A 21894-nucleotide genomic window follows, 5' to 3' on the forward strand; every position below is an offset into this window, starting at 1 on the left:
TGCTCTTTCCGCATGACCACAACTTTTACTGTTTCCGCTAGTTGGTTTCGCCGGCTGCTGTTGCTACTGATGTTCAGTGGCATCTCCTTGGTGGCCCAGGCTCAAACGTCGGAATCCAGCGCCGCTGCGCCCGATACCGTGCAGGGCTGGAAGCGCGGGGGCGTGGGCACGCTCAACTTCAGCCAAGTAAGCCTGAGCAACTGGGCGCCCGGGGGCCAAAGCTCCCTGTCGCTGCTGGCCATTGGCAACGCTTTTCTGCATTACCGTCGGGGCCAAAACACGTTCGATACGTCCCTGGACGTCGTGTACGGCAGCCTGAAAGCGGGCAAGGCCAAAATCCGCAAGAGCGACGACCGGCTCGAATTCAACGCCAAATACGGCCGCCAGTTTACCAAGGTGCTCTACTACGCGGCCCAGGCCAATGTCAAAACCCAGCTGACGCCCACTTACGCCGTCGACAAGCCCGATTCGCTGCTGTCCCGCTTTTTTGCCCCGGCCTTTATCCTGGCTTCCCTCGGCATCGACTACAAGCCCAACGACCAGCTGTCGGTGTTTCTGTCGCCCGTTACCGGCAAGTTTACCGTTGTGGCCGACCAGACCCTGGCCGATGCCGGGGCCTTCGGCGTGGACGCCGCCGCGCGGGATGCGGCCGGCCGACCGATTCGCGGTACCGGGCAACAGTTCCGGCAAGAACTCGGCGCGTATTTAAACGTAAAGTACCGGCGTCCCATCTGGGAGAATATTACATTTCAAAGTAAGTTGGACCTCTTCAGTAACTACCTGCACAACCCCTCCAACGTGGACGTGAACTGGGAAAACCTGATCAGCTTCAAGGTCAATAAATTCATCAGCAGCAGTATTACCACCACTCTCGTGTACGATGACGATGTTTTAGTGCCCGTCGACCGGAATGAGGACGGCACTCCCGACAGCCGGGGCCGCCGGATCCAGTTCAAGGAAACCCTGGGTATTGGCCTGACTTATAGGTTTTAACGAAATTGAACTATATTTGCTCCTCTCCGGTTGTGTGGCTGCCGAACCCGGGGACGGAGCGCCTGCCTGCTGCCCCACCTGATCCTCCTCTTCTCACCTGCCCTATTGTATGAAAAAGCTGATTGCCGCACTGCTGCTGGCCGGTACTAGCCTCGTTGCTTTCCAGGCCCAGGCTCAATCATCGGAGCCGGCTGCCGACAAGCCGGCGGCTTCCCGTAAGCCGTCCCGGAAAGCTTCCGGGGAGGATATTGCCCGGATGCAGCGGCGCATGAGCATGAACCCAAACGAGGTGAAGCGCGACCAGCAGATGGAGATTCTCGAAGCTCGCTCGGGCGGCACGGCCAACACTAGCTTCGGCCGCGCCGCGGGTCCCGCCCGGCAATACGAGAAGGGTAATTCAGGCTTTATGGTGCGCAAGTTTAAGGACAAGCGCGGCACCGCCCAGCAAAAGCGGGGACAGAGCCGGCCCGCCCCCGGCATTGACCCCAAGGGCAAACCTTTGTCGCATAAGAAGAAGCACCGCTTTCTGTTCTTCTAGAAGGCCGGCCCCCAACAAACAAAAAAGCCCCGTAGCAGCGCTGCGGGGCTTTTTGCATCTTCAACGGCTTCGAGGCCACCGTTCGCCCCCGATGCTGCTGAAGAAGTAGCAGTTCCTGGGCCGTGTCGGAAACGGTCAGGTATTTCCATAGAAGCTAGCTAGCGTAAGGCTCAGCAATACGGCAGCTAGCTCCTATTCCTAATACGAGATATTGGGGCTGAGGTAGCACGCCAGTAGTAATTACTGACGTGATTAGCAGTTACAGCGAGCTATAGTTCCCCTCCGTGCAAGTGCTACCGGCTACATCAGTGCCTGCCCAACCTCCGCAAAGACCAGCGGTGCCAGCCTTTCAAATTCACTAAGCAATAACGTATAGCCTCAGGCATTGACGCAGGGTGTAAGTCCCCGAAACTCTAGCCGGCTCGTAGTCCGTTATTGCCGGCCCGTAAGGTGGCTGGAGCCCAATAGTTAGAACTTGGCAGTGAGGCCTAATTTGAGGTAGTTCATATCGTAGCCCAACTCGGTGAAGGCGCCAATGTTGTTACTGAAGAAATAACGGGCTCCCACAAAAATGCCGCTGGTAATGTAGCTCGAACTGCTGGAGTAGCCTTTCAGCTCAGGAATGTCATCATAGTAAGAGTCGCTCCACTTCTGAATCCGCACGCCCACGCTCAAGCCGCCGTAGGTATCAAGCTTGGGATTCTGGAATACGTTGTAGTGGTAAGTACCCCGCGCAGCCACAATGATATTGGTCCAGGTAGCCTTGTATTTGGTTCCCGGATAATCGTAGTGGTAGGCTTTGTAGCCTACCAGGCCGCCTACCCCAATTGTGCCCGGTCCCACTCCTTCGCGCAGGCCGTGCTCCACCGACAGGCTCAAAGCCGGTGTCGACTTCAGCGTGCCATAATAGCCGTAGCCCAAGCCCAGGCCTACACCCAGGTTTACCATGTTCGTGCCTTTGCGGAACAACTCGCCATTGGCAGCCGTAGTGGCGCTTTTCGATTCAGTCTTTGGCTCAGGAGCTGGCGTTGGGGCAGGTGCCGGAGCGGCCGTAGGTGCTGGCTTTGGCGCAGGTTTGGTGGTAGTGGCCGAGCTGGGTTTGGTGGTGGTCTTGCTAGTAGTGGCCGGTGTTTTGGTCGTAACCACCTTGGCTGGGGCTGTCCCAGGACTAGCGGGTTTGGTAGTGCGGGCTGGCGTTTTGGTTTGGGCCAGCGCGCTGCTGCCGGTCATGGCCGCAGCGAGGAGGAAGGTAGCAAGTGTTTTCATAGCAGCTGAAGAATAAAAGTTCGGATGAAGTGGCGCAGGTGTGCAATTATTTCCTGAACTGATGCAAAACTACGCTGGGTAAAAGTTACCGTCAATCGCATGATTATGTGACTTAGTAAGTAAGTAGCTCATTACCAGTTGAAAGCGTGATTTTGAAGGATTAAATATATAAAATAATTGATTCTGCGCAGTTTGGAAATCAACCAAGTGGCCGGTAGCAGGTATCTGGCCCGCTTCGTTTTGGTCTTGCAGATATTGCTTTGCTGCGCCTGCCGAACCGAATTATCAAAGCCTGCTGCTGCCGTCGGCGAGACTCTTGCGGTAGCTATTACCGCTGGGACTACCACCCACCGTGCTGTTCTTCACAAGAATTGACGCAACGCCCTTCTTTGTGTCAGTGCGTACCTGTCCTGCTCGGCCTTCGGCGCCGAATAATTTTCCATGGCGTGGCTGATTTTTGAGCACCACGGCAGTAGCTAAGCCCGGTTGTGGCTTGGCACGTTGATAGAGTTCGTCGACCTAGCCACCGGTAGGCTTGCCTGTAGCTATAGCTTGTGAATTTAATTTGGGGGGTATCCAAGGTTAAGCGGCGCAAAAACAAAACGCCCCAGCTGTTTCCAGCCGGGGCGTTTTGCACTTATTACCTTCAAGCCGACTACAGCGTCCGCTTGATTTCTTTCTCTTCGAAGCCTTCGATGTTGTCGCCTTCGCGCAGGTCATTGAAGCCTTTGATCGAAATACCGCATTCGTAGCCCTGGCGTACTTCCGACACATCGTCTTTGTAACGCTTCAGCGCCGAGATGTCGCCGGAGTGTACCACGATACCGTCGCGCACGACCCGCACCTTGGTATTGCGGGTGAAGGAGCCTTCCGTTACCATACAGCCGGCAATGCTGCCCACCTTGGTAATGTTGAACACCTGCCGCACCTCGGCGTTGGCTACTACTACTTCCTGCACCGTCGGGGCCAGCATGCCTTCCATGGCATCCTTCACCTCGTTGATGGCGTTGTAGATAATCGAGTAGAGACGGATGTCGATCTGCTCATTGTCGGCCAGCTTGCGGGCACTCTGCGAGGGCCGCACCTGGAAACCAATGATGATGGCGTCGGAAGCCGAAGCCAGCAGCACGTCCGATTCGGAGATGGCACCCACCCCTTTGGAAAGGATGTTCACCTTCACTTCCGGCGTCGAGAGCTTCAGCAGCGAGTCGGAGAGGGCTTCTACCGAGCCGTCCACGTCACCTTTCACAATAACGTTGAGCTCCTTGAACGAACCAATGGCCAGACGACGACCGATTTCGTCGAGGGTGATGTGCTTCTTGGTGCGCATGCTCTGCTCACGGGTGAGCTGCTGACGCTGGGTGGCCAGTTCGCGGGCTTCGCGCTCAGTTTCCATCACCTGCAGCTTGTCACCAGCCTGAGGGGCACCCGTCAAACCAAGTACCTGCACCGGAGTAGCCGGACCGGCCTGCTTCATCTTCTTGCCGCGGTGGTCGGTCATGGCCTTCACGCGGCCGTAGTGCGGACCGGCCAGTACTACGTCACCTACTTTCAGGGTACCAGTTTGCACCAGCACGGTGGTTACGTAGCCGCGGCCTTTGTCCAGCATGGCTTCAATAACGGCACCCACGGCGTTGCGGTCGGGGTTGGCTTTCAGTTCGAGCAGTTCGGCTTCAAGCAGAACTTTCTCCAGGAGGTCGTCGATACCGAGACCCGTCTTGGCCGAAACCTCCTGCGACTGGTATTTGCCACCCCATTCTTCCACCAGGATGTTCATCTGCGAAAGTTCTTCGCGGATTTTCTCCGAGTTGGCGCCGGGCTTGTCAATCTTGTTCATCGCAATTACGATGGGCACGCCCGCCGCTTGTGCGTGGTTGATGGCTTCCCGCGTCTGGGGCATTACCGAGTCATCGGCTGCCACTACGATGATGGCAATGTCGGTAATCTTGGCACCCCGGGCACGCATGGCGGTAAACGCTTCGTGACCCGGTGTATCGAGGAAAGTAACCCGCTTGCCCGATTTAGTCATTACATCGTAAGCGCCGATGTGCTGGGTGATACCGCCGGCTTCGCCTTTGGCCACGCTGGCGTTACGGATGTAGTCCAGCAGCGAGGTTTTACCGTGGTCGACGTGACCCATGATGGTCACGATGGGGGCACGGGGCTGCAGATCCTCTTCGTTGTCGTCGAGGGTCGTGTCTACTTCCTCTTCCTCGGCCGACAGGAATTCCACATCGTAGCCGAATTCATCGGCAATAACGGTAATGGCTTCCGCGTCGAGGCGCTGGTTGATCGAAACGAACATGCCCATGTTCAGGCACACCTTGATTACCTCGTTTACCGAAACGTCCATCAGCGAGGCCAAGTCATTGGCGGAGATGAACTCGGTTACTTTGAGGGTCTTGGCGTCTAGTTCGTTCTGGGCGCGCTGGGCTTCACGGTCTTCGGCTACACCAGCCCGCTTGTCGCGGCGGTATTTAGCGCGGTTGTTCTGGTTACCACCACGGCCGCCGCTGAGTTTGGCCAGCGTGGCTTTGATCTGCTCCTGAATCTGCTTGTCGTTCTGCTCGGGCGTTACGGCCTGGGCCGGACGCGGAGCATTCTGCCCACCCTGTCCGGGCCGCTGACCCGGGCCACCGGGGCGCTGACCGGGGCCACCGGGACGGTTGCCTTGCTGGCCGGGACCACCGGGGCGGTTGCCCTGGTAACCACCGCCCTGGCCGGTGTTCTGACCGCCTTGGCCGCCCTGACCACCCGTGGTCGGAGCCCCGGGAGCCGGCATGCGCTGGCGCTTTTTCTTATCCGTGCCGGGGCCGAGGCCGCTCTTGCGCACGTCGGATGAGGCCACCGGACGAGCATTTCGGCCACCGCGGCGGGAGGAGTCGAGTGGCAGCTCAATCTTGCCCAGTACCGTTAGGCCCTTGAGCTGGTCGGCTTTGGCTACGATGGTGCTGGTGTCTTCGGGCTGATCAGCAGCGGCCGGCTCGGCAGCCGGAGCTGCGGCTACGGGAACGGCCGGTTGGGGAGCCGGGGCAGCTGGAGCAGCCGCTACGGGAGCCGGAGCAGCCACAGGGGCTGGGGCCGGCTGCGGGGCGGCTTCAACTTTAGGTTCCGGCTTAGCTTCAGCCACGGGGGCCGGAGTGGGAGCGGGAGCTGGTGCGGCGGGCTTGGCTTCTGCTACCGGAGCCGGAGTGGGAGCCGGGGCAGGCTGAGGAGCCGGAGCGGGGGTGGGTTGGGGAGCGGCAGCCGCGGGACGCGGCGGCACCGGCCGGCCCTTGGAGTCCAGCTCGATTTTGCCCAACACTTTCAGGCCGGGAACTTTGGGAGCTTCGGGCTCAGCCGGGGCAGCAGCCACGGGGGCCGGAGCAGCTACGGGAGCAGCGGGCTTAGCTTCAGCGGCGGGAGCGGGCTGCGGAGCCGGGGCTGCGGCCGGAGTGGGCACAGCGGGGCTAGCCGCTTTCGGCGCCACGGGTTCAGGCCGGGGAGCAGGAGCTGGAGCAGCTTCAGCTTCCGTCTGGCGCTTGGCCTGCGTGAGCTTGGTTGCCTCCATTTTGTCTTGCGCCGACGACGCAAACTCCTTTTCCAGCAGGCCCACCTGTTCGGCAGTCAGCTTCGTGGTAGGTTTATTTTCTACCTGATGTCCTTTCTTGGCCAAGGTCTCCACGACCGTGCCCATTCCAATATTCAGGTCTTTGGCTGCCTGCTGGAGCCGTTTAGGTGCTGCTTCCGCCATTCTATGCTCGCGAACGATACTCGTATTCAGATGCAAAGGTACTACATTAAATCTTGCCAGCCGACGCCAAATCACGCCGACTAGCGTGATTTAGCGTCCTTGCTGTACCGGCCGCCGCGCATTCATTGCGCGTCGCCGGAATTTGTGGTTTCTTCTTGTTCTTCGTTATCCTCGAATTCATTGCGGATAATGCGGAAAACGTCCTCTACGGTAACGTCCTCCAGCTCGGTGCGCCGCACGATATCTTCTTTGCTCACTGCCAGTACGGCGCGGCCCGTGTCGAGGCCGATTTTCTTGAGCTCGTCGAGCACCCAGCCTTCGATTTCATCCTGGAATTCGTCGAGGGCAATATCTTCGTCGTAGTCGCCGGCTTCGCGGAACACGTCGATTTCCATGCCTACCAACCGGCTTGCCAGCTTGATGTTGGCACCGCCACGGCCGATGGCCAGACTAACTTGGTCCGGCTTTAAGAACACCGATACCCGACCAGTTTGTTCATTAATCCGCATTGACCCAATCTTGGCCGGCGACAAGGCCCGCTGGATGTAGAGCTCGAGGTTATCAGTGTAGTTGATGACGTCGATGTTCTCGTTTTCCAGCTCCCGCACTACGGCGTGAATCCGGGAGCCTTTCATGCCCACGCAGGCACCCACGGGGTCAATCCGGTCGTCGTAGCTTTCGACGGCTACTTTGGCCCGCTCGCCGGGCTCGCGCACGATGTTCTTGATGGTAATCAGGCCATCGTAGATTTCGGGTACTTCCAGCTCGAACAGACGCTCCAGGAAAGCCGGCGCGGCGCGCGAAAGGATGATTTTGGGCGTGCCGTTGATGATTTCCACCCGGTGTACCACGGCGCGCACGGTGTCGCCCTTGCGGTAGCGGTCCTTGGGAATCTGCTCGGCCTTGGGCAGCACCAGCTCGTTTTCTTCCTTGTCCAGAATCAGGGCCTCGCGGCTCCACACCTGATACACCTCGCCGGTCACGATTTCGCCCACCTGGTCTTTGTAGGCCTGGTAGAGGTTGTCGCGCTCCAGGTCCTTCACGCGCTGAATCAGCGTCTGGCGGGCCATGAGCACGGCGCGGCGGCCAAAGTCTTCGAGTTTCACCTCTTCGGCTACCTGCTCGCCCACTTCAAAGTCGGCCTCGATTTTCTGGGCTTCGGCCAGCGGAATCTTGTCGAAATCCCAGATGTCTTCCGAGTCGTCATCCACGATTTCGCGGTTGCGCCAAATCTCCAGGTCACCTTTGTCCACGTTGATGATGACGTCGAAGTTCTCGTCGGTGGTGTACTTCTTCCGGATCATCGTGCGGAACACGTCCTCCAGGATACTCATCATCGTGGGACGGTCGATGTTCTTGGAGCGGGCGAACTCGGCGAACGATTCTATCAGGACGTTGCTGTTCATGGGGTTAAGCTATTAACTGTTGGGTGGGCGGTTGGGTTTAAGAACCGGTACTTGCGCAACAGCTTACGGGTTAGATGAATTTCAGAACCAAGCCAGCAGCGTAAAGCAGCCGGCTCACTTAGTTATTTAAAGGAAATAACGACCCGGGCCTCCTTGATGTCCGCGAAGGGCACCAGTACGGCGGGCAATACTTTCTTTTTGTTTTTCTCCTTGATTTCCTCGGCCAGCTGAATGCCTTCGGCCTCGGCGGCTTCCATGACGCCGGTTTTCTCGGTGCCGTCCTGCAGCTTCACGTTCACGGTACGGCCCACGTGGCGGGTGTACTGGCGCTGGTCGGTGAAGGGCTGGTCGGCGCCGGGCGAAGTTACTTCCAGCGTGTAGCTGGCTTCTTCGCCGTAGGCCTCGTCGATGCGGCGGGCCAAACGACGGCTGACCAGGGCGCACTCGTCGATACCGAAACCCTGCTCACTGTCGAGAATGACCGTAATCTTGGGCCGGATGGCGTCGGACACGGTGAGGGCGACAACGAACAGCTCGGGACCGGGCAGGCTGTCCTGGAGCATTTCGGCAATTTGGTCGCGGTCGAATTTCATGGAGATGAATAGGGGGACAAAAGAAAGAGGGGACTGTCTGTCCCCTCTTCGTAGTCAATTTGCTGGTGCAAAGATAAGCCGAAAAAATGCCGAAAGCAAGCCGGGGCCGCGTAAGCCTCTGTTAGCGCTTGACTTCCACCCAGCCCTTGGCCGAGCGGCCGGTAGCATCGCGCAGCAGATAGTAGTACACACCGTCGGGCAGGTTTTCGCCGCGCCAGTCGTTGAGGTAGCGGCTGGTTTCGTAGACCTTGTTGCCCCAGCGGGTGAAAATCTGCAACGAAGCCGGCTGGCAGCTGAAGCGGGGCACAAAATGCTCATTGAGACGCTCGGGGTCGTCGTTGGGCGTGATGATGTTGGGAATAAACACGTCCCCTACGACGACCGGGGCAAACTGAGTCAGGACTTCGCAGGTAGAGTAAAACGCGGTGAGGCGCACTTGGTACTGGCCCGGCTTACTATAGGTATGCGTCGGGTTGGACTCAACGGAGGTTGTGTTGTCGCCGAAGTCCCACTGGTACTTGCCGCCGGGCAGAATGGGTGTAAACGTGTGAGTGAAGGGCGCCAGCGCCGTGTACTGGGAGGCCGCCTCGCACAAGGGCACGTCCAGGTCGATGTTGGTGCCGGGCGAGGGAGCCAGCACAACGGTTCGGGTATCGGAGGTGGCGCAGGCGTTGTCGGAGAAGGTGTAGCGCAGGGTCAGGATGGCGCCGCGGTTGTTGGTGTTGGGCGGGGTAAACAGACCATCGGCACTCACGCCCGGACCACTCCACACCCCACCGGCCGGGCTGAAGCCGGTAAGCTGAATGGGCTGCGTTTCGTAGGAGCACAGCGTCAGGTCGGGCCCGGCCTCGGTTGGGCGCGGGGCCTCAACTACCACCGTTTGGGTGACGAACCCGCAGCGGGTGGTATCGGCGAAGGAGTAGGTAAGAATATGGGTGCCGGGCTGGGCTACAGCGGGTATAAAGGTGTTGCCGCTGACGCCCGGACCACTGAAGGTGCCGCCGGGCGGCGTGGCCGACAACGGAATGGCCTTGCTGGAAGCCGCGCACTGGGGCGGCAGAGCCGCAAACTCCGGCGCTATTTCGGGCGTGACCGTGACGCGCAGGCGGCGGGTGCTGACGCAGGTGCCCGTGGAGGCCACGGAATAAGTGAGCATACTCACGCCGAGCACCGCGGCCGAAGGGGTGAAGAGGTAGCCGCCGCCCGGTTGTGCGGACACGCCCGGCCCGGTCCAGGTGCCCCCGGCCGGCGTGCCACCCAACTGAAACGGGGCCGCGCTGACGCACACAGAGCGGTTGGGGCCAACGTCGGCCAAGCGGATGCCAAAGTCAATCTTGAAGGCAGCGTTGTTGCAGTTGCGGTTGTTATTGGTTTGGGAAAAGCTACCCGTCGGCAGGGTAGGAAACCCGGAGGTGCCTTCGCAGCCGCCGCACACGGCCTGGTACACAATACCGCGCTTGTCGAAGCGGGAAGTGCCTCCGTCGACGTGCTCCCCACGGCCGCCGTATTCGCCGAAGAACGTGGCGTATTCCAGCTCCTTCATCCCGGGAGAAAACTGGGCCAGGTAAAAGTCGGAGCCGTCGGTGCGCGTTTGCAGGGCGGATGCCGTAACGGGCAGCTCAGTGGTACCGCCCCCGCTGAACCCGGCATTGGTGTTGCCGCCCCAGCCACAGACGTAGATTCGCTCACAGTCGTCGACTAGAAAGGCCGTTAGGGAAAGGTTGGGAGTGGAGTTGATGGCGCCGCCAAACCGGGTGGAATACAGGCTTTCCTTGAGCGTCGGATCCAGCTTCTGCACGAAGTGGTTGCCGCGGGTTGTGGCGTAAAGCCCCGTGGTGACCGGGTAAATACCGTTGGTTTGGCCCAGCACGTACACGTTCTGGGCCGCATCGAGCTGGATAAAATAAGCCTGGTCGTAGAGCGGAGTGCCCAGGTAAGTGGACTGCTCCAGCTTGGTGCCCATGCTGTTGAGGTGGGCTACAAACCCGTCGACGTCGTTGCTGCCGTGGCTGGATTTGACGCTACCGGGGGTGGTGGGGAAGTCGAGGCTGGTAGTGCCGCCGCTCACGTACACGTCGCGGGTGGGCGTGAGCTGAATGGAATAGGCCGCCTCGGCGCCTTGGCCACCCAGGTAGGTGCTCCACTGCAGGCTGCTTAGGTCGGGGCTGAGCTTGCACACTACGGCATCGGAGGAGCCGCCACGGTTGGAACTCTGGATGGGGGAGCCGGGACCAGGGAAATCGGTGCTGCTGGTCACCGATGCCACGTACACGTTGCCAGCCCCGTCGGTAATAACGTCGCCCCGAAACTGGTCCCCGTAGTTGTGGGTCAGGGCCGGAGTCAGAACCAGCCCGTCGGTGCCGGAGCCCCCGAGGAAGGTTGAGGCCACGAGGTGGGAGCCGTCGGCGCTAAGCTTGCTGACGACAATGTCGCTTCCATTGCTGTAGCGCAGGCCGTTGACTTTGGCGGGACGCGGGCCACCGTTAAATGTATTGTCGAGGGCCCCGGCCGTGGTGGGGTAGGTGCGCGAGCTGGTCGAGCCCATAATGACCAGCTCCCCGGCCGAATTTACTACCAAGCTGTGCGGGGCTTCGGTGGAGTCGCCGCCCAGGTAGGTGGCGTAGAGGCGGGAGGCCGTGCCAGTAGTGGAGGTATTGTACTTGAAAATGGCAATGTCGGCCAGACCGTTGAAGGACGTGTCATAGGCGCCGAGGCTGATTGGATAGCCGATGCCAAACACGATGCCGCCCGAGTACATATTGCCCAGCGGGTCGTAAGTGGCCGTAAAGCCCCAGTTGTCGGCCGTGGAGCCCGTGAAAGTTGAGAACAGCACGGTGGGGTCAATAACCAGGGGCAGGGCGGGGTTGTAGCGGCCCAGCCGGAACGTTACCTCGGTGCCCTGCAACACGTACTCGCAGTCGACCATCACGCGCCGGTCGCCCTGCAACTGCCAGGCCCGGGGCGCCTGCTCCACTACGTCGCCCACCGAGGTTTGAATCCGCAGCTGGCCTTGCTCCAAGCTGAGCTTCTGGGCCCCGCGGTAGCGCAGCCGGATCTGGGCGGGCTGGGCTCCGGCCTGAAGCAAAAAGTCGTATTCGAGGTGGCCGGCGGTATTTTCGTACAGCTCAGTGCTGATGCCGGGATACACGTTTTGGTAGCGCACCCGCCGGAAGCCGGGCACCTGGCTAGCCCAGCGGCGGGAGTCGGCGCCCAGAAAGTAGTTGCGCCGCTCCTCCGTGGCCTGGGCGGGGGCAAAGTCGGGGTTGGTATTGCCGTTTACAAACGTGACGGAGTAGGCGTGGGCCGGCAGCTTGCTGGTCGTATTGGTGTGGTCGTGGTGCTGGGCCAGGGCCTGGGGCGCCACAAAAGCGTAGGTGAAGCCGGTCTTTTCCAGAAAAAGCCGGCCGCCGGGCAGCTCGGCCAAGTACTGCACCTGCTTGGGCCACTGTCCCCGGTTTTCGACAAACTCCAGGGTGCGCGGCGGGGGCTCAGACGCGGGCCCGGGGGCCGCCGCGCCCCGGTGCCAGAGGCCAGTGCCCAGCAAGAGAAAAAGCGTGATGGTGAATCGAAAGGGTAAGGGTTGTTGCATAGGGAAAGATACAACCAAAAAATCAGGGCTTTTGCCGGAAACGGGCAGCGGTGGCGCAAAAGTGGCCGTAACCTATACCTTTGCTTTCCCCGATGCTGGTTCTTGCTTGTGCGCCGTTCCTTTGCCTTTAAATGTACCCTGCTTGTCATTGCGTGGCTCTTGCTGGCCATTGCCTGCGTGCAGATTCCGTCCCGGGTGTTCTGGCCCGCGTCCTTCGGCGCCCTGACGTTGCCGCTGGCCCTGGGCCTAAACCTGGCCGCAGTAGGGTATTGGCTGCTGCGCAACTGGCGGGTGGCGGCCCTGCCGGCCCTGGTGGCTTTTCTGACCTGGCCGCACTTTCAGCGGGGCCTGGCCGTGCATCCTACCCAACTGGCTTCGGGCCGGGCTGCAGCGCCGGGGCCTAGCACGGTGCGTCTGCTCAGCGCCAACGTGCGCATCTTTAATGTGTACCCGCAGCTGCGCGACAAGGACCCTGAGTCGCCGGTCAAGTTTATTCGGTGGCTGGCCGAGAATCCGGCGGACGTGCTGTGCCTGCAGGAGTTTTATAACGAGCCCGTGGGCAGCCGCACCGGCGAGGGCCGCCTGTTTCGCAGCGTCGACAAAATCGGCAAGCAAGCCGGGCGGCAGGCCTTCGTCTCGAAAACGCTGACCAACGGGGCCGGGGCCGAATTTGGAATGGCCATTTTCTCGCGCTTTCCCATCGTGGGGCGGGGCACCATTTCCTTCGACCGACTAACCCAGAACCACGCCATGTACGCCGACCTGCGCCTGCCTTCCGGCGACACGGTGCGGGTTTACAACTTCCATCTACAAAGCATGAGCATGGACGAGCGGGACATCGTGGACAGCTACTCGAGCAAGGCGGGCCTGAAGAAAAAGGGCCTGGGGCTATTGCGGCGCTTCAAGCGCGGCCTGGTGGCTCGCAGCGTACAGGTCGATACGCTGGTGCAGCGCTTCGAGCGGTGCCGCTACCCCATGTTGCTCTGCGCCGACCTCAACGACGTGCCCTACAGCTACAGCTACGACCAGCTGGCCGACCATTTTCAGAACGCCTGGGCCACGGTGGGCAACGGCGTAGGTGCCACCTACAACGGCCGCCTGCCCTTCGTGCGCATCGACAACCAGTTTGCGAGTCCAAGCTGGCAGATTGCCGATTTCCGGGTGCACTACGAAATTCCCTACTCCGACCATTTCCCCACTTCGGCCATCTACACGCTTTCGGCCGCTCCGAGTCAAGCAGCGGCGAAGTCTGAATAACCAGTCGGAATACCAGAAATGGAACTCGTTGTACTGGCTAGTGAACTTTTTGTACTCCCAAAACGAGTTTATGTACCGTTTTTGTGCTGAAAGCGGGCTGATTGTCGAGTATGAAGGGCAGTTTATTTGTTGGCGGCGCAAAACACCGGTGGCGTCGTTTGTTTACAGCCCGTAATCCGCCCGATAATCCCAAGTAATTCGCCTCGGGCTGACCGCCAAATCTTGCTACTTTTGCCCCATGGAGCACCCGCTTTCCCTTTACAATACGCTTACCCGTCGCAAAGACCAGTTCGTGCCCGTTAACGCACCCTTCGCGGGCGTCTACCTCTGCGGCCCGACGGTGTACAGCGAGGCCCATCTGGGCAATGCCCGCGGCCCGGTGGTGTTCGACGTGCTGACGCGCTACCTGCGCTACCTGGGCTACACCGTGCGCTACGTGCGCAACGTAACCGACGTGGGCCACCTGGAAAGCGACGCCGACGAAGGCGAGGACAAGATGGCCAAGGCCGCCCGCGCCCAGCGCAAGGAGCCCATGCAGATTGCCCAGCACTACACCAATCTGTACCGTCAGAACATGCTGGCCCTGGGCTGCCTCCCGCCCGACATCGAGCCCCAGGCCAGCGGCCACATCACCGAGCAAATCCGGATGGTGGAGGAAATCATTGAGAACGGCTTTGGCTACGAAGTCAACGGCTCGGTGTACTTCGATGTGCCCAAGTACAACGCCGAGCGGGACCGGTACGGCAAGCTCTCCAACCGCAGCATCGACGATCAGCTGGCCGGCACCCGCGACACGCTGGCCGGGCAGGATGAGAAGCGCAGTCCCCTGGATTTTGCTATCTGGAAGAAGGCCGCGCCCGAGCACATCATGCGCTGGCCCTCGCCCTGGGGCGAGGGTTTCCCCGGCTGGCACCTGGAGTGCTCGGCCATGAGCCGCAAGTACCTGGGCCAGCTTTCCGACATCCACGGTGGTGGCCTGGACTTGATGTTTCCGCACCACGAGTGCGAAATAGCCCAGTGCCAGGGCAGCCACACCCACACCGACGAGTCGCGCTTCTGGGTGCACAACAACATGATAACCGTGGACGGCACCAAGATGAGCAAGAGCCTGGGCAACTTCGTGCTGCTGGGTGAGATGTTCAAGGGCCCCACGGCCACGCTCTCCCAAGCTTATTCGCCGATGGTGGTGCGCTTCTTCCTGCTCCAGGCCCACTACCGCAGCCCCGTCGACGTGTCGGACGAAGCCTTGCAGGCCGCCCGCAAAGGCTACCGCAAGCTCATGAACGGCCTGCGCCTGCTCGACAAGCTGGTGCTGCCCGAAGGTGCCGAGCGGGCCGCCGACACCGCGAAGGGCGACGCCGAGCTGCGCAAGCTGGTGGCCGACATTTTCGTGGGCCTCAACGACGATTTAAACACGGCCCGCGCCATTGCCAGCCTGTTTAATCTGGTGCGCAAGTTCAACGGCTTCTTTGCCAACCTGCCCACGCTGGGCACGGTGAGCGAAGCGGCGCTGGAAGACGCCCTGGAAGCCTACCGCACCGTGGTAACCCAGGTGCTGGGCCTGCAGGACGAGCCCCGGGCCAACGCCGAGCAGCTGCTGGAGCTTACCCTGGGCTTTTACCAGGAAGCCAAAACGGCCAAGGCCTACGATAAGGTCGACCAGATTCGGGCGGCCCTGAAAGGCCAGGGTATTGTGATTAAAGACTTAAAAACCGGCGTTGACTGGGCGTATGAAGAATAACCGAATTGTGCTGACCCTGGCCGTGGCCACCGGCTTGCTGCTGGCCGGCTGCGGCACCGATACCAAAGAAACCACCACGACCAGCGCCCCGGCCGAAACGCCGGCCACCGTGGCCGCTCCGGCTTTCAACGCCGACTCGGCCTACGCCTACACGGCCAAGCAGGTGGCGTTTGGGCCCCGCGTGCCCAATTCCAAAGCCCACGTAGCCACCGGCGACTGGCTGGTGCGGCAGTTCAAGGCCTACGGGCTGGCGGTGCAGGAGCAGAAGTTTGAGGTCATGGCCTTCGATGGTACTAACCTGCGCAGCCGCAACATCATTGCCCAGTTCAACCCCACGGCGGCCCGGCGCGTGGCCGTGTTTGCCCACTGGGACACCCGTCCGTTTGCCGACAAGGACAAGGTGAAGAAAAATGCTCCGCTCGACGGGGCTTCTGATGGAGCCAGCGGCGTAGCCATTGCCCTGGAAATGGCCCGGGTGCTGAGCCAACAGCCCGCCGCCCAGCAGCCTGGCGTCGGCATCGACTTCATCCTGTTCGACTCCGAAGACTACGGCTACGACTCCTCCACCCAGAGCGACCTGAAGGACCAACTCAGCGCCCAGGGCAAGGACAGCTGGTGTCTGGGCTCCCAGTACTGGTCGAAAAACCTGGTGCCGGCCGGCTACAAGCCCAGCTACGGTATTTTGCTCGACATGGTGGGGGCCAAGAATGCCAAGTTCAGCCGCGAGGAAACCTCCCGGCAGTACGCCCGCGACGTAGTGGACAAAGTGTGGAACACCGGCGCCCAGCTCGGCTTTTCCGACTACTTCCTGTTCCAGGACAGCCCCGGCATCGACGATGACCACGTGTACACCAACCAGGCCGGCGTCCGCACCGTGGATATCATCGACCACCTGCCCGTGGGCGACGAGTACTTCCCCGAGTACCACCACACGACCCAGGACAACATGAGCGTGATTGATAAGCGCACCCTCAAAGCCGTGGGCCAAACCGTGCTCCAGACGATTTATAACGAGTAGCGCCCGGCTTCAGCGCCCGAATTCCGCATCCGCCCGCCCTCTTCTCTCGTAAGATGGCGGGCGGAGTTGTGAAGGAGGAAGCCGAATGAAAAACGAGTGGGACATGCTGGCGTTGGTGCAGCGGGAGCTGGCCGCCGGCCGGGCGCTAATAGAGTTTTCGTACGTCACCCGCGGGCTGGTAGAGCCCGACGGCCGCCCCGGCCGGGTGCGCGACGAAGCCGGCCGCGAATACGAAGTGGGCCCCGACTTTCTGCCCGGCGTGGTACCGGCCTTGCGGGCGGCCTGCATTTCCTTTGGCTTCGACAACTGGGAACGGGTGCTGCGCTTCGGCCCGGGGTTGGGCCAAACTCCCGACAGCTACAGCGTGAATGGCCGGCAGGTGTCCGTGCGAAACCTGACGCCCGAGGGCCCGGCCCAGCTGGTGGAGCTGCTCATTACCGAGTCGGGCGCCGCCGCCCCGGACCCGCCCGGAGAGCTTCCCGAAGATGAGCTGGACCCGCCAAAACTGTAACCGTAAGCCCGCCGAGCAGTTTCGGCTTACGAAAGCAGCTTGTAGTAAATAACGGTGGCGTGCAGTTCGCCGGAAGAGCTGCGGGCAAAGTCGGGAATGGTACCGGCGGCGGTGTAGCCGGCGCCCTGGTACAGCTGCTCGGACGGGTCGTGCTGGCGGGTGTCCAGAATCAGGGTGGTGCGCTGGTGCTGCCGGGCTTTTTCCTCCGCAGCGGCCAGCAGGCGGCGCGCCAAGCCCTGGCGCCGGGCCCGGCGGTGCACCATCACCTTACAAACTTCGGCCCGGTGCAGGCCGTTGCTTTTAGTGGCCAAATCCAGCTGGGTACTGCCCTGCAGCTGGCCGTTTTCTTCGGCTACGAGCAGAACCCGGTGGCCTTGGGCTACGGCCTGGGCCACTTCCTGCCAGTATTCTTCTAGCTCGCCGGGGGCTGCTGGCGCCAAGAACCCGAGGGCCGCTCCGGAGTCCAGGGCATCCTGAAACAGGGCCGTCAGGGCCGGAATGTGGGCCCGGGCTTCCTCGGCTGATAGTTCTCGAACAGTGTAGCTCATCGGTAAAGTAGTTAGCAGTAACGCAGCTCGGCGCCCTGGCTGGTCACGGTCAGTTGGGCGCGGCGGCCGCAAATTAGGGCCATGTTCTGGGGCTCGTGGCCCACGGGAAAGCCGTAAGCCACCGGAAAATTATACTTGTTGGCGTAAGCGGCAATGATTTCGTAGGCCGTTTGCCCAAACGGCACGGCGTTGTCCTGGGAGTCGGTAAAGTGGCCCACGAGCAGGCCGGCCAGGTTGCGGAGCTTGCCGGTCCGGTCGAGGTGCACCATCATCCGGTCGATGTTCATCAGGTACTCGGCCACGTCTTCCAGAAACAGAATCCGGCCGGCGGTGGGGCAGTCGGAGGCGGTGCCGGTCAGGTTTTGCAGCAGCGTCAGGTTGCCGCCCACCAGCTCACCCTGGGCCGTGCCGGGGCGGTTGAGCGGGTGGGCCGGCACAGTATACGGCTGGGACTCGCCGAACAGGGCTTGGCGCAGGCTTTCCAGCGCCTCTTCGCCGCCGGGCTGGTTGAAAATAAACGGCATCACCCCGTGGATACTTTCGTAGCCCAGGCTCAGCAAATGGCAGTTTAGGGCAGTAATGTCGCTGAAGCCGGCCACCCACTTGGGGCGCTGGGCAAAGCCGGAAAAGTCAAGCTCGTCGATGATGCGGGTAGTGCCGTAGCCGCCCCGGGCGCAGAGAATGGCCCGGATGTCGGGCGCGTCGAGCTGCTGCTGCAGGTCGCGGCGGCGCACCTCGTCGGAGCCGGCAAACTGGTGGTGCACTGCCGCCGTCGACTCGCCCAGCACGACTTCCAGCTGCCAGCCGCGCAGAATTTCCACGGCCGCCGCCACTTCGTCGGCCGACACTTTGCGGGCCGTGCTGACAATGGCTACCCGGTCGTGGGGCCGCAGAAAAGGAGGGGTAAGAGGCATGATAGAAGCAGTGGGGTGTGGGGCAAACCTACTCAACGCGCTGCGCCAACCCAAGCGCTGGGCCGGGCCCGTTGGAGAAAAACCTTGCCAACCAGCCAATTCCCAACAACTTTGCCGCACCGGGCTTCGTCCTAAGATTTCGCCTTTGTCCTTCTTACGCGCATGAAAAAACTTCTCCTCCTTCTCGTGCTGGCCCTGGCCGGACTACCCCAGGTGCGGGCCCAGGCCGTTATTGACACCACCCGCGGCCGGTACCATCAACCCATATTTTCGGCCATTACCGCCCGCACTAACGTTGTGTTTGGGTCCGCGGTAAACTACCTGGGCAACCCGCAGACGCTGACGATGAACATCTACGAGCCCACCGGCGACACGGTGCGGCGCCGGCCGCTGCTGGTGTTTGCCCACGGCGGGGGCTTTGTGTCGGGGGCCAAAACCGACCAGGACGTAACCGAGCTGTGCCAGCGCTACGCCCGCCTGGGCTACGTCACGGCCAGCATCGACTACCGAGTTTTGTTTCTGCCCTTTGATACCACCAATATTGCCCGGGCCGCCATCCGGGCCACCCAGGACATGCGGGCGGCGGTGCGTTTTTTTCGCCAGGATGCGGCCACCAGCAAAACCTGCCGGATTCACCCCGGCTACATTTTCGCCGCCGGCAGCTCGGCCGGGGCCTTCATGGCGTTACAGCTGGCTTACCTCGACAAAGCCAGTGAAGCGCCAGCCTATCTGGAGCTGGCCCAGCTCGGCGGTTTGGAAGGCAACAGCGGCAACCCTGGCTACTCCAGCGCCGTGCGCGGGGTCGTGAACCTGTGCGGGGCCCTGGGTCGGCCGCAGTGGATTGAGCCCGGCGACGTGCCCTTCGTGAGTATGCACGGCACCGCCGACGGCACTGTGCCCTACGGCCGCGGCACGGTGGGCAGCGGCCTGCCGGCCCAGCTCGTTTTCGGCAGCGGCGCCCTCAAGCCCCGGGCCGACGCGGTGGGCGTGCCCAACCCGCTCTACACCTTCAAAGGTGCCGGCCACGTGCCCTACAGTGGTACCAGTGCCCGGGCCCTGGCTTACATGGATACCACCTTCCGCTTCGTGCGCGACTTTCTGCGGCCTATTCTGCGCCAGCCCGGCACGGTTACGGCCCGCCGCCCGGCCGAAAAGCTGACCGCCATGCAAGTGTATCCGCAGCCCGCTACCACCGAGGTGCGCCTGACGGCCGCGGCCGGCGTTGCTTTCCAGCCCCGCACCCTGGAGCTACTCGACGCCACGGGCCGCCTGGTGCGCCGCTTCCGCTGGGAGCAGCCCGAGCAGCCTGTCCGCCGCGGAAACCTGGTGCCCGGCTTTTACCTGCTGCGCGGGGCCGGCTTGGCCCCGCAGCGGGTGGTGTTTGAGTAAAGCAGTCTACACCAATAAAAAAGCCTTGTTCCGCTGTGGAGCAAGGCTTTTTTTGTTGAGGCATTTGACCGGATAACTACTCACTTTCCGTCAGCGCCAGGGCGTCAACTGAGTGCGTGGCGGGCCGCACGTGGCCGGTGCGGGCCACGAAGGCCCCGGCTTTGCGCAGCCGGTCCCGGTGCTGGAGCAGGGCGTCGAGCGGCACGTAGCCCACGATGTAGCCATCCTCGTCGGCCTCCTCGGTGATGTCGGTAAAGCCCAGCTGGTCGAGAATCAGCTCGTCGTCGGTGCGCAGGTAGATTTCGATTTCCAGGTCGGTGGTGTAGGCCAGGGGCGTGGCAGTGGTCAGCTTGGGGTAGGCGTAGCGCTGCTGGTTGCGCAGGGCGGCAATATCGGAGAGTACCGCCGAGCCGGTGGGGTGGCCGCCCGCGCCCCGGCCCCGCAGAAACTGGGGGCCGGCAAACTCGGCCTCGATGACCACGCCGTTGAACTCGTCGTCCACGGTGTACAGGGCCGAGGTGGGGTCCACGAACTGCGGGGTGACCAGCACGCTGAGCTGGTGGTTGGGCAACAAGTACAAACCGGCCACCACTTTAATCTTCTGGCCGGCCACGGCGGCGTAGCTGATATCGGTGGCGCTGACGTTTTCGATGCCCAGGTTTAGCACCTGTTCGGGCTCCAGCAGCACGCCGTAGGCATGAGCCGCCAGAATCACCAACTTCGAGCGGGGGTCGAAGGCGGCCATGTCCAGTGAGGGGTCGGTTTCGGCAAAGCCTTGCTGCTGGGCTTCGGCCAGGGCCACGGCGTATTCAGAGCCGTCCTGGCCCATGCGCGTCAGCACGTAGTTCGACGAGCCGTTGAAAATGCCGCTCACGCTGCGCAGCGGTTCCTGCCCGAAATAGGCGTCCAGCGTCCGAACCACCGGAATGCTGCCGCACACGGCCGCCTCGTAGAGCAAGGTGCCGCCAAACTCGTGCTGCAAGGCCACCAGCTCGGGCAGGTGCCGGGCCACCATAGCCTTATTGGCCGTTACAACCTGCCGGCCCTGGCGCAGGGCGGTGCTGACCAAACGGAAGGCTTCGGCCGCGTCGTCAATGACTTCGACCAGCACGTCCAGCTCGGGGTCCTGCAGCAGCTCATCGGCCCGGAAACTGAAGGCCTCGGCGGGCAGGGAGCGGGGCTTGGCAGGGTTTTTCACGGCAATGCGCCGCACTTCGGCCCCGAAGCCGGGCAGGTGCTGCAGAATATCGTAGAGGCCCTGGCCCACGCAGCCAAAGCCAATCAGGCCGATGCGCAACGGGGCTTTGGCCGTTACCAAGGAAGCGGCAATGGCCGACACGGCCGGGTTAATGGACGAGACTGGGGACATAGAACTGCTCTAAAAACTGGGTTATCTGGACGGTTTCAATCAGAAAACCGTCGTGGCCAAACTCGGAATCCATGGCGGCGTAGGTGGCGCCCGAAATGTGGCGGGCCAGCAGCTGCTGCTCGGCGGGCGGAAACAGCACGTCGGAGCTGATGCTGAGCACCAGCGTCCGGGCCCGGATCTGGCCCAGGGCCGCCGCAATACTGCCCCGGCCCCGCCCCAGGTGGTGCGTGTCCATCGTGCGCGACAAGGCGACGTAGCTGTAGGCGTTGAAGCGGGCCACGAGTTTGTCGCCCTGGTGCTGCTGGTAGGAGCTGGCCCGGAACTCGTCGAGCCGGTCGGGGTCGGTTTCGGCCTGGGTGCGGCCGTAGGCGTCGTAGCTACGGTAGCTGAGCAGGGCCGTAGCCCGGGCGGCTTTCAGGCCGCGCTGCCCGCCGGTGGGCGTGGCTTCGTGGTAGGTAGTGTCGGCGAAAATAGCCAGCCGCTGGGCTTCGTTGAAGGCAATTCCCCAGGGCGAATGTTGGGCGTTGGTGGCTAGTACCACCAGGTTGGCAAACACCTCGGGCCGCAGAATAGCCCATTCCAACGCCTGTTGCCCGCCCAAAGAGCCGCCAATCAGGGTGTGAATTCTGGTCAGGCCCAACTCCAGCCGCAGCGCCTCGTGGGCCGCTACCAAGTCCCGAATCGTGACCAGGGGAAACTGCTGGTAGAGCGGTTCCGCCGCGGGCCCCGCGGGCGTGAGCGGACCGGTGCTGCCGTAGCAGGAGCCCAGAATGTTGGCGCAGACGACAAACCAGTCGGCCGGGTCGAAATAGCAGTCGGCACCAAACAGGCCGGCCCACCAGCTGAGCACGTCGGCATTGGCCGTCAGGGCGTGGCACACCCACACCACATTGTCGCGGGCCTCGTTCAGGGTGCCGAAGGTGTGGTAGGCTATCTGCACCGGAGCCAGCGTCGCGCCACTTTCGAGCAAGAGGCCCGCTGGTAGGTTCAAAAGCCGGGGCTGATTCATGAGGCAATAGGTGGTTGGGA

The 21894-nt window shown here is 61.8% G+C and carries 16 protein-coding genes; 7 read left to right on the top strand and 9 right to left on the bottom strand.

Annotation, left to right across the window (positions count from 1 at the left end):
• Nucleotides 1-12 precede the first annotated feature (12 nt).
• Nucleotides 13-993: a DUF3078 domain-containing protein gene (locus tag CLV45_RS14290; RefSeq protein ID WP_245882871.1), complete on the top strand. Its 981-nt coding sequence runs from the start codon at nucleotides 13-15 to the stop codon at nucleotides 991-993.
• Between the two features lie 109 nt (nucleotides 994-1102).
• Nucleotides 1103-1531, top strand: a complete 429-nt coding sequence (locus CLV45_RS14295) for a hypothetical protein (RefSeq protein WP_100337152.1) — start codon at nucleotides 1103-1105, stop codon at nucleotides 1529-1531.
• Nucleotides 1532-1999: 468 nt separating this feature from the next.
• On the opposite strand, the gene CLV45_RS25000 is transcribed toward CLV45_RS14295, so the two are convergent.
• The 5 genes from CLV45_RS25000 to CLV45_RS14325 all read right to left on the bottom strand — a co-directional run bounded on the left by CLV45_RS25000 (nucleotide 2000) and on the right by CLV45_RS14325 (nucleotide 12118).
• Nucleotides 2000-2797 carry a hypothetical protein gene (locus CLV45_RS25000; RefSeq protein WP_157807510.1) on the bottom strand — a complete coding sequence of 266 codons (798 nt, stop codon included), beginning with the start codon at nucleotides 2795-2797 and terminating at the stop codon, nucleotides 2000-2002.
• Nucleotides 2798-3452: 655 nt separating this feature from the next.
• Nucleotides 3453-6530: a translation initiation factor IF-2 gene (gene infB / locus CLV45_RS14310; protein ID WP_100337154.1), complete on the bottom strand. Its 3078-nt coding sequence runs from the start codon at nucleotides 6528-6530 to the stop codon at nucleotides 3453-3455.
• A 122-nt stretch (nucleotides 6531-6652) separates the two neighbouring features.
• Entirely contained in the window at nucleotides 6653-7936 is a 1284-nt protein-coding gene (gene nusA / locus CLV45_RS14315) for a transcription termination factor NusA (RefSeq protein ID WP_100337155.1), read from the bottom strand.
• 122 nt (nucleotides 7937-8058) lie between these two features.
• Complete coding sequence (locus tag CLV45_RS14320; protein WP_245882872.1) at nucleotides 8059-8529, bottom strand: ribosome maturation factor RimP; 471 nt, start codon at nucleotides 8527-8529, stop codon at nucleotides 8059-8061.
• 121 nt (nucleotides 8530-8650) lie between these two features.
• On the bottom strand, nucleotides 8651-12118 hold the full coding sequence (locus tag CLV45_RS14325; RefSeq protein WP_100337156.1) for a DUF7948 domain-containing protein: 3468 nt from the start codon (nucleotides 12116-12118) through the stop codon (nucleotides 8651-8653).
• Nucleotides 12119-12226: 108 nt separating this feature from the next.
• Between CLV45_RS14325 and CLV45_RS14330 the strand changes: the two genes are divergently transcribed.
• The 4 genes from CLV45_RS14330 (at nucleotide 12227) to CLV45_RS14345 (ending at nucleotide 16645) form a co-directional block, all read left to right on the top strand.
• Nucleotides 12227-13375, top strand: a complete 1149-nt coding sequence (locus CLV45_RS14330) for an endonuclease/exonuclease/phosphatase family protein (protein WP_157807512.1) — start codon at nucleotides 12227-12229, stop codon at nucleotides 13373-13375.
• A 238-nt stretch (nucleotides 13376-13613) separates the two neighbouring features.
• A complete protein-coding gene (cysS, locus tag CLV45_RS14335; protein ID WP_100337158.1) occupies nucleotides 13614-15116 on the top strand; it encodes a cysteine--tRNA ligase in 1503 nt (500 codons plus the stop codon).
• Nucleotides 15106-16134, top strand: a complete 1029-nt coding sequence (locus CLV45_RS14340; RefSeq protein ID WP_100337159.1) for a M28 family peptidase — start codon at nucleotides 15106-15108, stop codon at nucleotides 16132-16134. The genes cysS and CLV45_RS14340 overlap by 11 nt, the downstream gene beginning before the upstream one ends.
• An 85-nt stretch (nucleotides 16135-16219) precedes the next feature.
• Nucleotides 16220-16645 carry a hypothetical protein gene (locus CLV45_RS14345; RefSeq protein WP_100337160.1) on the top strand — a complete coding sequence of 142 codons (426 nt, stop codon included), beginning with the start codon at nucleotides 16220-16222 and terminating at the stop codon, nucleotides 16643-16645.
• A 26-nt stretch (nucleotides 16646-16671) separates the two neighbouring features.
• Here CLV45_RS14345 and CLV45_RS14350 read toward each other — a convergent pair whose 3' ends face one another.
• Both CLV45_RS14350 and CLV45_RS14355 read right to left on the bottom strand, forming a co-directional pair.
• Nucleotides 16672-17193 carry a GNAT family N-acetyltransferase gene (locus CLV45_RS14350; protein WP_100337161.1) on the bottom strand — a complete coding sequence of 174 codons (522 nt, stop codon included), beginning with the start codon at nucleotides 17191-17193 and terminating at the stop codon, nucleotides 16672-16674.
• An 11-nt stretch (nucleotides 17194-17204) separates the two neighbouring features.
• Nucleotides 17205-18107 (bottom strand): S66 peptidase family protein, encoded by a 903-nt coding sequence (locus tag CLV45_RS14355; RefSeq protein WP_100337162.1) that lies wholly within the window; start codon nucleotides 18105-18107, stop codon nucleotides 17205-17207.
• 162 nt (nucleotides 18108-18269) lie between these two features.
• Here CLV45_RS14355 and CLV45_RS14360 point away from each other — a divergent pair, with 162 nt between their 5' ends.
• A complete protein-coding gene (locus tag CLV45_RS14360) occupies nucleotides 18270-19496 on the top strand; it encodes an alpha/beta hydrolase (RefSeq protein ID WP_100337163.1) in 1227 nt (408 codons plus the stop codon).
• A gap of 76 nt (nucleotides 19497-19572) precedes the next feature.
• On the opposite strand, the gene CLV45_RS14365 is transcribed toward CLV45_RS14360, so the two are convergent.
• A complete protein-coding gene (locus tag CLV45_RS14365; RefSeq protein ID WP_100337164.1) occupies nucleotides 19573-20865 on the bottom strand; it encodes a homoserine dehydrogenase in 1293 nt (430 codons plus the stop codon).
• Entirely contained in the window at nucleotides 20843-21874 is a 1032-nt protein-coding gene (locus CLV45_RS14370) for a homoserine O-acetyltransferase family protein (protein ID WP_100337165.1), read from the bottom strand. Before CLV45_RS14370 ends, CLV45_RS14365 begins: the two co-directional genes overlap by 23 nt.
• Nucleotides 21875-21894: the final 20 nt, after the last annotated feature.

Source organism: Hymenobacter chitinivorans DSM 11115 (assembly GCF_002797555.1).
Classification (GTDB): Bacteria; Bacteroidota; Bacteroidia; order Cytophagales; family Hymenobacteraceae; genus Hymenobacter; species Hymenobacter chitinivorans.

Coding starts and splice junctions, on each gene's coding strand:
- CLV45_RS14290 (WP_245882871.1), top strand. CDS start 13: ATGACCACAACTTTTACTGTTTCCGCTAGTTGGTTTCGCCGGCTGCTG.
- CLV45_RS14295 (WP_100337152.1), top strand. CDS start 1,103: ATGAAAAAGCTGATTGCCGCACTGCTGCTGGCCGGTACTAGCCTCGTT.
- CLV45_RS25000 (WP_157807510.1), bottom strand. CDS start 2,797: ATGAAAACACTTGCTACCTTCCTCCTCGCTGCGGCCATGACCGGCAGC.
- infB (WP_100337154.1), bottom strand. CDS start 6,530: ATGGCGGAAGCAGCACCTAAACGGCTCCAGCAGGCAGCCAAAGACCTG.
- nusA (WP_100337155.1), bottom strand. CDS start 7,936: ATGAACAGCAACGTCCTGATAGAATCGTTCGCCGAGTTCGCCCGCTCC.
- CLV45_RS14320 (WP_245882872.1), bottom strand. CDS start 8,529: ATGAAATTCGACCGCGACCAAATTGCCGAAATGCTCCAGGACAGCCTG.
- CLV45_RS14325 (WP_100337156.1), bottom strand. CDS start 12,118: ATGCAACAACCCTTACCCTTTCGATTCACCATCACGCTTTTTCTCTTG.
- cysS (WP_100337158.1), top strand. CDS start 13,614: ATGGAGCACCCGCTTTCCCTTTACAATACGCTTACCCGTCGCAAAGAC.
- CLV45_RS14340 (WP_100337159.1), top strand. CDS start 15,106: ATGAAGAATAACCGAATTGTGCTGACCCTGGCCGTGGCCACCGGCTTG.
- CLV45_RS14345 (WP_100337160.1), top strand. CDS start 16,220: ATGAAAAACGAGTGGGACATGCTGGCGTTGGTGCAGCGGGAGCTGGCC.
- CLV45_RS14350 (WP_100337161.1), bottom strand. CDS start 17,193: ATGAGCTACACTGTTCGAGAACTATCAGCCGAGGAAGCCCGGGCCCAC.
- CLV45_RS14355 (WP_100337162.1), bottom strand. CDS start 18,107: ATGCCTCTTACCCCTCCTTTTCTGCGGCCCCACGACCGGGTAGCCATT.
- CLV45_RS14360 (WP_100337163.1), top strand. CDS start 18,270: ATGAAAAAACTTCTCCTCCTTCTCGTGCTGGCCCTGGCCGGACTACCC.
- CLV45_RS14365 (WP_100337164.1), bottom strand. CDS start 20,865: ATGTCCCCAGTCTCGTCCATTAACCCGGCCGTGTCGGCCATTGCCGCT.
- CLV45_RS14370 (WP_100337165.1), bottom strand. CDS start 21,874: ATGAATCAGCCCCGGCTTTTGAACCTACCAGCGGGCCTCTTGCTCGAA.